This window comes from Bradyrhizobium sp., from assembly GCF_022844465.1.
Classification (GTDB): Bacteria; Pseudomonadota; Alphaproteobacteria; order Rhizobiales; family Xanthobacteraceae; genus Bradyrhizobium.
On sequence record NZ_JALHLP010000017.1, the window covers coordinates 14,776 to 27,779 of the forward strand.

A 13,004-nucleotide genomic window follows, 5' to 3' on the forward strand; every position below is an offset into this window, starting at 1 on the left:
GTGCGATGTTGATGATTGTCAGCTGCCTCGGCCTGCCATCCGCCGCGCGGTCCACCGGCCTGCCACGGATTGCCTCGATCAATGTCTGTACCGACCAGCTTTTGATGATCCTGGCCAACCCAGAGCAGATCCTGGGACTGAGCCCCTATTCGCGCGATCCGGCGCGCTCGTGGGACGCCGCCAAAGCCAGACAATTTCCGCAACTTTCGGGAGCGGCGGAAGATGTTTTGATGCTAAAATTGGATGTCGTGGTCGCAGGCCGTTTCACCCGGCTGGCCACAAGGCAGTTGCTCAAGGACCAAGGCGTCCGCGTCGTCGAATTCGATGCCGCGCGATCGCTGGACGATGTCAAGAAAAGCATTCGCCTGATGGGCGATGTCACCCGGCATCCGGATCGCGCCCTGGCGGAGATCAGCCGGCTCGACGCCGCGATCGCGCATGCCCATCAAGTGGCAGCCCGCAAACCCTATCGCGTACTTGCGGTATCGCGGCGCGGATGGGTTTCCGGCCGCGACAGCCTGACCAGTTCGTTGTTGGCCAATGTCGGCCTCACCAACGCGGCCGGCGATCTCGGTATCAAATCCGGCGGATTTGCGTCGCTCGAAAACATTGTCAGTCTGAAGCCGGACTTCATTATGGTGTCACAAGATAGCGGTTTCGCGGAAGATGAAGGAAGCGCCTTCCTGCTGCATCCGGCACTCGAGCGATTTTATCCCGCGTCGAAACGCATCGTGATTCCGGAACGGCTCACCGTTTGTGGCGGACCGATGCTGGCGGAAGCACTGGAGCGCCTGGCTTCCGAGCTTGAACGCGTGGACCATTGAGGTGCTGATCTCAGGCGGCGGGCTGTTCATCGTCATCGCGGCCCTGGCGTTCGACGCGCTAATCGGCGACCCCGACTGGCTCTGGCGGCGACTGGCACACCCGGTGGCCTTGTTCGGGGCCTTGATCGAATTTCTCGATCGCAGGTTCAACAGAGAAGACCTGTCGCCGCAGCAGCGCAAATCCGCCGGGATCGCGACCACGGCCATATTGGTCGTTATAGCTGGATTCGTGGGCGCTCTGATTCAGGCAACCACCCAGCAGTTTCCGGCAGGAAACATCATTCTCGCACTGATCGCTTCCATCTTCATCGCACAGCGAAGCCTTTACCGGCATGTCGCCCAGGTACGCTCGGCCTTTGCCGAAGGCGGCCTAGCCGGCGCACGGGAGGCGGTCGCCATGATCGTCGGACGCGATCCCGAGCAACTCGATGAAGCCGGCGTGTGCCGGGCCGCAATCGAATCCTGCGCCGAGAATTTTTCCGATGGGGTGGTGGCGCCGGTGTTCTGGCTGGCGCTGCTGGGGCTGCCCGGATTGATCGCCTACAAGGCCATCAATACCGCCGACTCCATGATCGGGCATCGCACCGAACGATATGCGTCGTTTGGCTGGGCGGCGGCGCGGCTCGACGATCTCGTCAACCTGGTGCCGGCGAGATTGTCGGCCTTGTTGCTGGCGGTCGCCGCACCGATTGCCGGCGGATCGGTCGCCAAATCGTTGGGCGTGGTCAGACGCGATGCCTCCAAACATCGCTCGCCGAATGCCGGCTGGCCGGAAAGCGCGATGGCGGGGGCGCTGGGACTGGCGCTGGCCGGCCCGCGCCGCTATGCCGAACACGTGGTCGAAGATCCCTTTCTCAATTCCGAAGCGACCCGCCAAGCCGTACCCAACGATATCGGTCGCGCGCTCGGCCTTTACACTGCGGCGTGCGTCATCGAAGCAGCGGCCTACGCCGCACTGGCACTGGTGGTCTGACGGCTTCGTGCGATGCTCAAAATGGCATCGATATCCAGATGCGCTTCCAGATGGTCCGCCAGCGCGTCGAGCGCGGATTCGATTTGCGACGCATAAGCGAGTGAGGACGCAATTCCGAGATGGGCCAGCCACGCTTTTCGAAATGCGTCGCCGGTGAACAACCCGTGGACATAGGTACCCTGCACCCGTCCGTCGGCCGTGCTCGCACCATCGGGACGTCCATCGATCGTCACCACGGGCCTTGCGCAATCGCGGCCTTCGCTGCGGCCAAGATGAATTTCATAACCCTCGATGGGCGTGCCCGTTGCGGAATGGATGCCTTGCACCAGCCTGGTGGATTTGTCCGCGATCATGACCGTGGAGATATCCAGCAACCCGAGGCCTTCCACCGTCGCGGCGGGGCCCTCGACTCCTTCCGAGTCGGCAATGGTTCGCCCCAGCATCTGATAGCCGCCGCAGAGACCGAGCACATGACCGCCGCGGCGCACATGGGCCTTGATGTCGATGTCCCAGCCCTGCGTCCGCAAAAAGGCGAGATCGCCGACGGTGGATTTGCTGCCCGGCAGGATCACCACCTCGGCATTGCCGGGAATCGGCTCGCCGGGCCGCACGAACACCAGTTTGACACCGGGCTCCATGCCCAGGGGATCGAGATCGTCGAAATTGGCGATGCGTGCGAGCACGGGCACCGCGATCACGCGTGACGATGCCGATGGGTGGGCGCGATCGAGATCGACGGCGTCTTCCGCCGGCAGCCATGCCGCCCGCGGCAGCCACGGCACCACGCCGAGCGAGGGCCATCCCGTCAATCGCGTCACCGCGGCGAGGCCCTGGTCGAACAAGCTGACATCGCCGCGAAACTTGTTGATGACGAAGCCGCGGATGCGCGCGCGCTCGTCCGGCTCGAGAACCAGATGTGTGCCGGCAAGACTGGCGATGACGCCGCCGCGATCGATATCGCCGACCAGCACTACCGGCACGTCAGCCGCGGCGGCAAATCCCATATTGGCGATGTCGCCGGCGCGCAAATTGATTTCGGCGGGACTGCCCGCGCCTTCGACAAGCACGATATCGGCCTCGCGCGCGAGCTGCGCAAAGCTGTCCAATACCGCCGGCAACAACGCCGCCTTCTTGTCGAGATAATTCCTGGCCCGCAGCGTGCCCCAACGCTTGCCCTGCACGATGATTTGCGCGCCGCTGTCGGTTTCCGGCTTCAGCAGCACCGGATTCATGTGCACGCTCGGGACCATTCGCGCCGCACGCGCCTGCACCGCCTGGGCGCGGCCGATCTCGCCGCCCTCCACCGTAACAGCCGCGTTGTTCGACATGTTCTGCGGCTTGAACGGCGCCACCTTCAATCCGCGCCGCACCAGCGCGCGCGCCAGCCCCGCGACCAATGTCGACTTACCGGCATTGGAGCCGGTGGCCTGGATCATCAACGCCGGCGTGGCGGGGCCCATCAGAACTCGACGCCTTTCTGGGCCTTCACGCCCTGGCGGAACGGATGTTTTATCAGAGTCATTTCGGTCACGAGATCGGCCATCTCGATCAGGGAAGCATGCGCGTTGCGGCCGGTGATGACGACATGCTTGTCGGCCGGCTTCTCGTCGCGCAGAAAATTCAACACATCCTCGATCGGCAGATATTCGTAGCGCAATACGATGTTGAGCTCATCCAGCAGCACCATGCGGTGACGATCGTCGCGGATGAGTTCCTTTGCGCGCTCCCAGCCCGCGGTGGCGGCGGCGATGTCGCGGGCGCGATCCTGCGTCTCCCAGGTAAAGCCCTCGCCCATGATGTGTAGCGTTACCAGTTCCGGAAATTTCGCCAGCACCCGCACCTCGCCGGTGTCCCACGCCGGCGACTTCGTAAATTGTACGACAGCGACGGGATAGCCATGACCGATATGGCGAAAAACCATGCCGAGCGCGGCGGAGGTCTTGCCCTTGCCGGTGCCGGTATGGACGATCAACAGGCCCTTCTCGCCAGTTTTAGTGGCCATGATCTTGTCGCGCGCGGCCTTGTGCTTGCGTGCTTTTTCCTTGTGGCGGGCGTTTTCCGCGTCATCGTTCTCGGTTGAAGTCCCCGTCATGCGATTTCCCTTTGGGCTTCCGGCAAGAGTTCGGCGATCAGATAGGCGGCCCGGTTGGAGCGCGGCGTCCACAACCCGCGCCGGATCGCTTCGGCAAACCGCGCGGCCGTTTCACGCAAAGCCGCCGGATTGGCCGTTTCCATGAAATTTCGCACGCGCTCGTCTTCCAGATAGGATGCGAATAATTGATCGAAATGATGGTTCGAGACCGCGTCGGTGCTGGCGGCGAACCCAAACAGATAATCGACCGTGGCGGCGATCTCGAACGCCCCCTTATAGCCGTGGCGCATCACGCCGGCGATCCATTTCGGATTGGCGGCGCGGCCGCGCACCACGCGGGAAATTTCGTGTGACAGCGGCCGTGACAGCGGCGCCTCCGGCCGCGACGTATCGACATGTGCGATGCGCGGCGCTTTCCCGCGCAAGCTCTGCACCGTAGCGGCGAGGCCGCCCATGAATTGATAATAATCGTCGGAATCGAGAATATCGTGCTCACGGTTATCCTGGCTTTGCGCGACGAGATCGATGGTGGCGAGCCGCTCGGCGAAATCGCCCCGCGCGGCCTCGCCCTGGACACCGCCGCCATAGGCATAACCGCCCCAGTCGAGATAGACACCGGCGAGATCGCCGCGATCATCCCAGCCGCCTTCGTCGATCAAGGCGCCGAGGCCTGCGCCATAGGCCTCCGGCTTCGAGCCGAACACCCGATAGGCCGCCTGCCGCTGCGCCGCCTCGCTGCTCACGCCATCGGCTTCGAGCGCCCGTCGCTTGGCCCTGACATTGGCGGCAATCGGATTGGCGTCGTCGGGCTCGTCGAGTTCGGCGATGGCGCGGACCGCGCTGCCGATAATGTCCATCTGGGTCGGGAACGCGTCGCGAAACAATCCGGAGACCCGGAACGTGACGTCGATCCGGGGCCGCTTCAATTCGGAAAGCGGCGTGATGGCAAACCCGGTGACCCGGCCGGATGTTTCTTCCCACAGCGGCCGCGCACCGATCAGCGCCAGCGCCTGCGCGACATCGTCGCCGCCGGTGCGCATGTTGGCGGTGCCCCAGGCCGACAACGCGATGGCGCGCGGCCATTCCCCGGCTTCCTGCCAATAGCCTTCAACCAACCGCTCGGCAGCCAGCCGACCGATCCGCCACGCCGATGGCGTCGGCACGGCGCGGACATCAACCGCGAAGAAATTCCGCCCGGTCGGCAGCACATCGGGCCGGCCGCGGGTCGGCGCGCCGGACGGACCGGGCCGCACGAACCGGCCATCGAGCCCCTGCAGCAAGGCCGCCATTTCAGCATCGCCACAGGCGTCGATGGCCGGGCGCAGTTTTGCGCCGATCCAGTCCAGCACGGCCTTGGTGCGCTCCCACGCGGCGTCGCAGGACAGAACGCCCGACACCAATCGATGCGCGAGCAGTTCGATCCGCTCCACCGTATCGCCGGATGTGCGCCATACGGCCGCGCTGATTTCCGACAGGATTTCGGGGCGAGGCCCCATGAAATCGTCGGCGAGATCGCGGGTCAGCGGATCGAAATCGCGCAGGCCAAGATCGAGCGCCAAGGCGCGATGCAACGAGGCATCCTGCGGCTCGCTCTCGGAACGCGGCAGCCGCGCGATCGAGACCAGAAGATCGTTGCGCTGCGTGTCCTGCGGCGTTCGCCCGAAGATATGCAGGCCGTCCCGGATCTGCATTTCCTTGAGATCGCACAGATGCGCATCGAGCGCGCGCAAGGCGTCGTTGGTCGGGGTCTCGTGGGTCACGTTCACATCGGCATCGAGCCGCTGCGCGCGGGCCAGCGACAGAATGTCTTCGGCAATCACGGCGGCGCGTTTGGGATCGAGATCGGCAGCCAGCGCGTACTCGTCAACCAATGTTTCAAGCCGCGCCAGATCGTCATGCAATTCGGCACGGGTCATCGGCGGTGTCAGATGATCAATAATGACAGCGGCGGAACGGCGCTTGGCCTGAATGCCTTCGCCGGGATCATTGACGATGAAGGGGTAGAGATGCGGCAACCGCCCCTGCACCGCTTCGGGCAGGCAATTCGCCGACAGACCGGCGCTTTTGCCCGGCAGCCATTCGAGATTGCCATGCTTGCCGAGATGCAGCACGGCGTGGGCGTCGAAGTGGCGCCTGATCCAGAGATAGAACGCCAGATAATGGTGCGGCGGCACCAGATCGGGATCGTGATAGGTGCCCTTGGGATCGATGTTGTAACCGCGCGCGGGTTGCACGCCGACGACGGCGTTGGCGAAGTGATGCAGTCCGAGCCGAAAGCTGGCATTCACGACATGAGGATCCTGCTCCGCGCGGCCCCAACGGGCTTCGACGGCGCGCTGCACATGGTCGGGCAATTCCGCAAATGCGGATAGATAGTCGGCGATGCGCCATGACACCCCGCCCGGACGGGCGCCCCGCTCGTCAAGCGCATTGGTCGGGCCCGCCTGCATGAGATGCATCATCGATGCCGCATCGTCAGGCATATTTTCAACGGCATAGCCCGCGGCGCGCATCGCGCCGAGCACATTGATCAGGCTTTGCGGGGTATCGAGGCCCACGCCGTTGGCGAGGCGGCCGTCGCGGCTCGGATAATTGGCGAGGATCACAGCGACACGCCGCTGATTGCTCGGCGTGCGTCGCAGCCGCACCCAGGCCCGCGCCAGATCGGCGGTAGCGGCGATGCGGTCATCGACCGGGCGGAACGTGGTCGGTGCGAATCCCGCTTCGGAATTACCGCGTTCCTTGAAAGCGATGGCGTGGGCGAAGATGCGCCCGTCGACCTCCGGCAGCACGACATGCATCGCCAGATCGCGCGACGTCAGGCCTCGCGTCGAACTTTCCCAGTTCGCACGCGAGATACCGGCCTGGGCCACCTGCAGGATCGGACAGCCCGATACCGACAACACACCGGCATCGTCGCTGGCCGTCGCGGTGGCGAACGCCGTGGCGTTGATGATGATATCAGGTGGATGGGCCGCCAGCGCCGCGCGCAGGAAGGCCGCCGAGCGCTCATCCTTGAGACTGGTCACATAGAGGCAGACGGCATTGAGTCCAAGTGCGTCCAGCGCCGTGCGCAGCGCGTCGATGGCAGCGGTATCGCTGCCCGCGACCAAAGCGCGGTAGAAAATCACGACCGCGTTCGGGCGGCCGTCAACCGCGGGCTCGCCGCGCCAGAACCCGGCCGACGGCATCGGCCGCGCCGGTGACGGCAAGTCCCCCCGGCCGATCAGATGAGCGGCGAAGCGCAGCGCCAGTTGCGCGTTGTCCACGCCGCCTTCAGTACAGTAGCGCCACAACGCATGGGTATCGCTGGCGTTCAACGTGCCGCGCGCGGCCAGTCCCGCGTCCCAGCTCAGCTCGCCGGGGATGCAGGCCAGCAATGCGCCGCGGCGTAGCGCGTCGCTGCGCAGGCTCTCGACGCCGTGCGGCCAGTAGCTTTCGCCCCCGAGCATACGCAGCAGTACAATCTTCGCCTCGCGCAGCGTACGCTCGACATAGAGATCGACCGACGCTGGATGACCGAGCGCCAACAGGTTGGTCAGCCGCACGCTAGGAAAATCGCCCGGCAACGTCGCATGCGCGGCGCCGAACGCGGCGAGATCGCTGTCGGCGGCGGACAGCACGACGATGTCGGCGCAAGCCTGCCCGAGATCGCGGGCGACGTCGCCGTCGTCAATACTGCCGCTGCCGTCGAGCTTCAGATGCATGCGTGTTTCCGGCTATTGCTACCCAGCCAGCGCGCGGCGGACCGCGTCACCGTCGAAGCCCTTGAGGCCGATGACCACGAGATGCTCGGCCTGCTTCACGTCAGGGCGGGCAAATGACAGCTCGACCCGGTTGCCGACGGCCTGCACCACGATCGGCGAGGCCTTGTCGCTGATCCGGGCATGCCCCTTGACGCGCAACACCCCGGTCAAATTCAGGGCATCGCTGACCCGAAGGCGCATCGCGTCGACGCTGTCGGCGGGGGACGGGGTCACTACGATGCTGTCGAAATCGTCATGATCGTGCTCCTCCTCTTCGCCGTGATGGCCCGCGCGCGCGACCATGTCGTCCTCCGCTGCAGAATTGAGGCCGATCAGCACGGCCGGCGCCAGCGCACCGTGCGAACGTACGATCCGCACGCCCGGCCGCAGCACTGCCGCGAGTCGCGCCTCAATCAGCGCCAACGCGTCGGGCGAGACCAGATCGCTCTTCGAGAGCACCACCAGATCAGCGCAGGCCAGTTGATCTTCGAACACTTCTTCAATCGGGTCGTCGTGATCGACCGAGTTGTCCGCCGCCCGCTGCGCGGCGACCGCGGCTTCATCGAGGGTGACGCGGCCTTCCGACAGCGCCAGTGCATCCACGACGGTGACGACACCATCGACGGTGGCGCGGGTACGCACGGCGGGCCACGCGAACGCCTTGAGCAGCGGCTGCGGCAGCGCCAGGCCCGACGTCTCGATGACGATGGCGTCAAGCGGCCGGTCCCGCGACAGCAATTTATCCATGGTCGGTACGAAATCGTCGGCCACCGTGCAGCAAATGCAGCCATTGGTCAGCTCGACAATATCGCCGGGGGCGCAGGCTTTTTCCGCGCACTCCTCCACCAGCCCGCCGTCGAATCCCGCATCGCCGAATTCGTTGACGATCACGGCGATGCGGCGGCCATCCGCCTGGGTCAACAGTGAGCGCAGCAGCGTGGTCTTGCCGGCGCCGAGGAAGCCGGTGAGCACAGTGACGGGAACGCGGGACATATCAGCTCTCCTGAAGGCGTGAATTTTTGAGCCAGAACGGAAGTCCGGCGGCGATAAACACGACGTTGGGCACGCAAGCCGCGACGATCTGATTGAGACGTCCCTGCGCGTCACGAAAACGGCGGCCGAGTGGCGTATCCGGCACCAGACCAAGGCCGACCTCGTTCGAGACGAGAACGACGGGATATTTGGCCACGCCAAAAAACCGCGTCAGCCGGCGTGCCTCGATATCGGGATCGCGCTCCGCCAGCATCAGGTTCGACAGCCACAGCGTCAGGCAATCGACCAATACGGCGCGGCCGTGGGTCGCTTCCCGCGTCAACGCATCGACCAGCGCCAGCGGCTCCTCGATGGTGGTCCAGCCTTCGCCACGTTGCGCGCGATGATGCGCGATGCGTGCCTTCATCTCGTCGTCGCCGGCGGCCGCGGTCGCAAGATAGATCCGCGCCAGGCCGCTGTCGGCGATCAGCCTCTCGGCAAATGCGGATTTGCCGGAACGCGCGCCGCCCAGCACCAGCGTGGTCGCGAGCGCTGTCATTTCGGCGCACGCCCGTCATCCGGCGACCAGCGCATTGGCGGCACCCGGGCCACCATGCCCTTGCGCAGCACCTCGGCACGCTCGCGCCACGGCACCAGGCCGTAGTCGGAATTCTGATAGGACCTCACGAACGACGCAAGCGCCGCGGTGCCGCTCTCGGTCTGCAGATCGCCGAATAAAAACGTGTAGCCATCCGGGCTCGTGACCGCGACGGTCGCCGGGCGCTTGCAGACGCTGAGACACTGCACCGGCCGCACCACGACGTTGGGATCATCCTCCCCGAGTGCGGCCCGCACCGCCGCGAACATAACGGGGCCGACCACCGCACTACCGTCGGCGGTCTTGCAGGTCGTGCAAACGCTGACAACGACGGGACCGCCGGGCACGTTTGCCTGCGGCGGTTCGACCTGCATCGAATCAGAGGATTGCTCCTCAGCGCTTTCGCGATCCATCATAGGCTCACATTCAGGCCGCTAGCGGCCGCGAGCTTTGTTGGGTCGCGCTTTACGGTTTGTCGCCGTCAAGCTCGCTCCCGTCCGGTGCACCCCGCCCCGACGACGCCTCCAAAGCACAGTTCGTGATGGCAGGTCTCCTGGCTCGCGAGTCGCTGCCGTCAGCCGCCTTCCCGGGACATCCCAGTGGCATCGGCGAGGGCTCATCGCTTACAGTTGCGGGGGCAGCACCGGCTTTGAGAACTCTCGCACCGGCTTCCCTTTTCACCTTCCACGCGGAAGGACCATCGCGGACGACGCTAGCTGGCGCCTCAGCCGGGGTCAACCGTGCACAGGCGGTGTTGACCTCATGGCGGCTGTTGCGTCAGGTAAGCCGTCGCGAAAGGAAACCCGATGTCGCCCGATTTGAAAGAGTTTTGGCAGCCGCCACCCATTGCGCCGCTCGATCAGCAGCTGGCCACTGCCATGCGCGGGCGCATCGATGGCAAGGCCAAGCCACCGGGATCACTGGGGCGGATCGAAGATCTTGCCGTGCAGCTGGGCATGATCCGGCACCCCGACCCACCACGCGGCGACAAGGCCGTGCTCCTGGTGTTCGCCGCCGACCATGGCCTCACCGAGGAAGGCGTGTCGCAATACCCCTCCGCCGTGACGGTAGCGATGGTGATGACCTATTTGGCCGGTCGCGCCAGCGCCAATGCCTTTGCCGCCGCCAGCAACGCGGCGATTTGCGTCGTCGATGCCGGCGTGGCCGCGGATCTCCCCGCTTATGGGAACTTAATTGCTGCAAAAATCCGCATGGGCACCGCCAATGCGGCGCGCGAGCCGGCGATGACGCCGCAACAGGCGGCCGATGCGCTGGCGCGCGGATGTGGGATCGCGATCGATCAGATTTCCACAGGCGCCGACATTATCGCGCTCGGCGAAATGGGAATCGGCAACACCGCCTCCTCGGCGCTGCTGGTCCATCGGCTCGTGCCGGCAACGCTTCAGGATTGCATCGGCGTCGGCGCCGGTCAGGACGACGCCGGCATGGCCCGCAAACGCACGGCGATCGAAAGGGCGGCGGCTCGCAGCGACGTCACCGCACCATTCGATGTGCTCCGTGAGTTCGGCGGGCTGGAAATCGCGATGATGGCCGGCGCGGTGCTGGGCACGGCGTCGCAGCGCCGGCCCGTATTGGTTGACGGATTTATTTCCAGCGCCGCAGTATTGCTGGCGGTACGCCTTTGTCCCGCAGCGCGCGATTATTGTATTTTCGCCCATCGCTCCGCGGAGAAGGGCCATGACGTGATACTCGCCGCCCTCCAGGCCAAGCCGCTGCTCGATCTCGGCATGCGGCTCGGCGAAGGCACCGGCGCCTTGCTCGCGGTGCCGCTGGTGCGTGCAGCGGCGCGGCTCCTGACGGATGTCGCCGATCTCAGCGACGTGCTGGCCGGAAACATCTGAGATGAGCGGGACCGGCGAGTTCCTGAACGCGCTGCGGTTCATGACCATCGTTCCCGTGCCATCGTCCGATGCCGCAACCGCGGCGGAATGGCTATCGCATTGCGTGAAATATTTTCCTGCAGTCGGGATTTGCGTCGGCCTCGTATCGGCCGCGGTGCTGCTGCTCGCAGGCGCAATCTGGGGTCCGGTCATCGCTGCATTGCTCGCGGTGGCCACGAGTATTGTCGTCACCGGCGCCTTGCACGAAGACGGCCTCGCCGATACCGCTGACGGTTTTGGCGGCGGCAGGAGCGTGGAAAAGCGGCTCGCGATCATGAAAGACAGCCGGATCGGAGCTTACGGGGCACTCGCGCTGGCGTTCGGCGTTGCCCTGCGAGTAACGGCGTTGGCGGAAATGCCGTTATGGAGCGGCGCCGCGGCGCTGATCGCAGCACATGCCGCCGCGCGCATCACGCCGGCCTTTGTGATCAATGCACTGCCTTACGCTGGCGATACCGCAGCGATGAAGGTCAGCTTTACCGATGCGCCCGTCAGTGCGAATGACATACGCTTCGCCTTGATCGTCGTCGTGGGCGCGTTGGTGCCGCTTGCTTTCGTATCGATCCTGTCGGTCATCTCAGGACTTCTGCTAGGGGCCGTGCTGTCCACTGCCATCGCGCTCTGGGCGCGCAGACTGATCGACGGCTACACCGGCGACGTTCTGGGCGCAATCGAGCAGATGTTCGAGATCGGCTTCCTGCTCGGCGTCGCAGCAATTATCCGATAGGCCATTTCAGCGGCAGTTGATACGGCTCACCTTCGCGCGCCTCGGCGCCACGGCCGATCCCGTCGATCGCCTCGATCATCCGGCCATCCCGCTGGAGCAGATCATCCGCAAGCCTGACCATCAGCCGGTTGGGCGTGGCGAACGGTGCCCGCCGGCGCAGTTCGGTGGCGATGTCGCGTTCGAATCCCGGATTGCGATCGCAGGCAATGACAAAAGCAGCCGCGCTAGAGCGGCTGATCCCGGCCCAGCAATGGATCGACAGCGCTCGCTGACGCCCGCCGTTGCGGCCGAAATCGAGAACCGCCTGCATCATATCGCGGTTCGGCGCCGTCAGGCCCGGCGTCGGTTCGGCGATATCGTGAAAAGCCAGTCGCACATGCCAGTCGCATGCAAACCCGCTCCAGTCCATCTCCGGAGAATCCGGCGACAGCAGCGTCAGCAGGTCGTAGCTATGAAGCCGCCCTGTAACGCTGCTGAGGGCGCTTAGCGAACTAACATGGATCATGACGTACCGATCAGGCTCTACCGCTTAAAGATCATCCCCGTGAGATCCAGCCGTTGCTGCCAGCGATGACGATCGAGCTCGGGATCGAGATGCTCCTCCACCGGCCAGCCGATGCAGAGATAGGCGACCAGCGCCCAGGTCTGCGGCACCTCGAGCACCCGATGAATGATGTCGGGCTCGAGAATGGAGACCCAGCCAAGCCCCAACCCTTCGGCGCGTGCCGCAAGCCACAAGGTCTGAACCGCGGCCACGACTGAATAGCGCAGCGTCTCCGGCATGGTGTGGCGGCCTAGCCCACTGCCCTCCTCCGCCGCCTCGTCGGCGAAGACGGCGACATGGACAGGAGCGTTTTCGAGGCCCTCAAGCTTCAGTCGCGCATAATGCGCACGCTGTTCGCCGTAATAATTTTCCAGCGCCCGCGCATTGGCGCGCGCGAAGCTGGACTTCACCTCCTCACGACGACCAGTTGACTCGACGAGCACGAACCGCCAGGGCTGGCAATGTCCGACAGAGGGCGCGCGGCTGGCGAGTTCAAGCAGCGAATGCATTAACAAGGGATCAATAGGATCGCGACGAAACCGGCGGACATCGCGGCGCCAGAGGATGAGGTCCCGGAATGACCGCCGAAATTCCTCGTTAAACTTTCGCGGAGATGGATCAGGCATC

12 protein-coding genes and 1 riboswitch are annotated in these 13,004 nt (G+C 64.8%); of the genes, 4 read left to right on the forward strand and 8 right to left on the reverse strand.

The genetic code is table 11. From position 1 onward, the window contains the following. Nucleotides 1–5 precede the first annotated feature (5 nt). Both Q0D31_RS20075 and cbiB read left to right on the forward strand, forming a co-directional pair. Nucleotides 6–824, forward strand: coding sequence for an ABC transporter substrate-binding protein (locus Q0D31_RS20075; protein ID WP_291855159.1), 819 nt, complete (start codon nt 6–8; stop codon nt 822–824). Continuing rightward, nucleotides 805–1,797, forward strand: coding sequence for an adenosylcobinamide-phosphate synthase CbiB (cbiB, locus tag Q0D31_RS20080; protein WP_291854980.1), 993 nt, complete (start codon nt 805–807; stop codon nt 1,795–1,797). Before Q0D31_RS20075 ends, cbiB begins: the two co-directional genes overlap by 20 nt. Here the strand turns inward: cbiB and Q0D31_RS20085 are convergent. The 6 genes from Q0D31_RS20085 to Q0D31_RS20110 are packed head-to-tail and all read right to left on the reverse strand — an operon-like array spanning nt 1,770 to nt 9,618. Next, entirely contained in the window at nt 1,770–3,257 is a 1,488-nt protein-coding gene (locus Q0D31_RS20085) for a cobyric acid synthase (RefSeq protein ID WP_291854983.1), read from the reverse strand. The genes cbiB and Q0D31_RS20085 overlap by 28 nt on opposite strands. After that, nucleotides 3,257–3,889, reverse strand: coding sequence for a cob(I)yrinic acid a,c-diamide adenosyltransferase (cobO, locus tag Q0D31_RS20090; RefSeq protein WP_291854986.1), 633 nt, complete (start codon nt 3,887–3,889; stop codon nt 3,257–3,259). Before cobO ends, Q0D31_RS20085 begins: the two co-directional genes overlap by 1 nt. Further along, nucleotides 3,886–7,596, reverse strand: coding sequence for a cobaltochelatase subunit CobN (cobN, locus tag Q0D31_RS20095; protein WP_291854991.1), 3,711 nt, complete (start codon nt 7,594–7,596; stop codon nt 3,886–3,888). The genes cobO and cobN overlap by 4 nt, the downstream gene beginning before the upstream one ends. 18 nt (nt 7,597–7,614) lie before the next feature. Then, nucleotides 7,615–8,628, reverse strand: a complete 1,014-nt coding sequence (cobW, locus tag Q0D31_RS20100) for a cobalamin biosynthesis protein CobW (RefSeq protein WP_291854994.1) — start codon at nt 8,626–8,628, stop codon at nt 7,615–7,617. A 1-nt stretch (nt 8,629) separates the two neighbouring features. Further along, entirely contained in the window at nt 8,630–9,166 is a 537-nt protein-coding gene (cobU, locus tag Q0D31_RS20105) for a bifunctional adenosylcobinamide kinase/adenosylcobinamide-phosphate guanylyltransferase (RefSeq protein WP_291854997.1), read from the reverse strand. Then, the gene (locus Q0D31_RS20110; protein ID WP_291854998.1) at nt 9,163–9,618 is read right to left on the reverse strand and encodes a DUF1636 domain-containing protein; all 456 of its coding nucleotides are present in this window, start codon (nt 9,616–9,618) and stop codon (nt 9,163–9,165) included. The genes cobU and Q0D31_RS20110 overlap by 4 nt, the downstream gene beginning before the upstream one ends. 112 nt (nt 9,619–9,730) lie before the next feature. Further along, nucleotides 9,731–9,922: riboswitch (cobalamin riboswitch) on the reverse strand. 89 nt (nt 9,923–10,011) lie between these two features. Between Q0D31_RS20110 and cobT the strand changes: the two genes are divergently transcribed. Both cobT and cobS read left to right on the forward strand, forming a co-directional pair. Beyond that, the gene (gene cobT, locus Q0D31_RS20115) at nt 10,012–11,067 is read left to right on the forward strand and encodes a nicotinate-nucleotide--dimethylbenzimidazole phosphoribosyltransferase (protein ID WP_291855000.1); all 1,056 of its coding nucleotides are present in this window, start codon (nt 10,012–10,014) and stop codon (nt 11,065–11,067) included. Between the two features lies 1 nt (nt 11,068). Continuing rightward, on the forward strand, nt 11,069–11,833 hold the full coding sequence (gene cobS, locus Q0D31_RS20120) for an adenosylcobinamide-GDP ribazoletransferase (RefSeq protein ID WP_291855003.1): 765 nt from the start codon (nt 11,069–11,071) through the stop codon (nt 11,831–11,833). On the opposite strand, the gene Q0D31_RS20125 is transcribed toward cobS, so the two are convergent. Further along, nucleotides 11,823–12,338 carry a tyrosine protein phosphatase gene (locus Q0D31_RS20125; protein WP_291855005.1) on the reverse strand — a complete coding sequence of 172 codons (516 nt, stop codon included), beginning with the start codon at nt 12,336–12,338 and terminating at the stop codon, nt 11,823–11,825. The genes cobS and Q0D31_RS20125 overlap by 11 nt on opposite strands. Nucleotides 12,339–12,355: 17 nt before the next feature. Further along, nucleotides 12,356–13,003 carry a 5,6-dimethylbenzimidazole synthase gene (bluB, locus tag Q0D31_RS20130; protein WP_291855163.1) on the reverse strand — a complete coding sequence of 216 codons (648 nt, stop codon included), beginning with the start codon at nt 13,001–13,003 and terminating at the stop codon, nt 12,356–12,358. Nucleotide 13,004 lies beyond the last annotated feature (1 nt).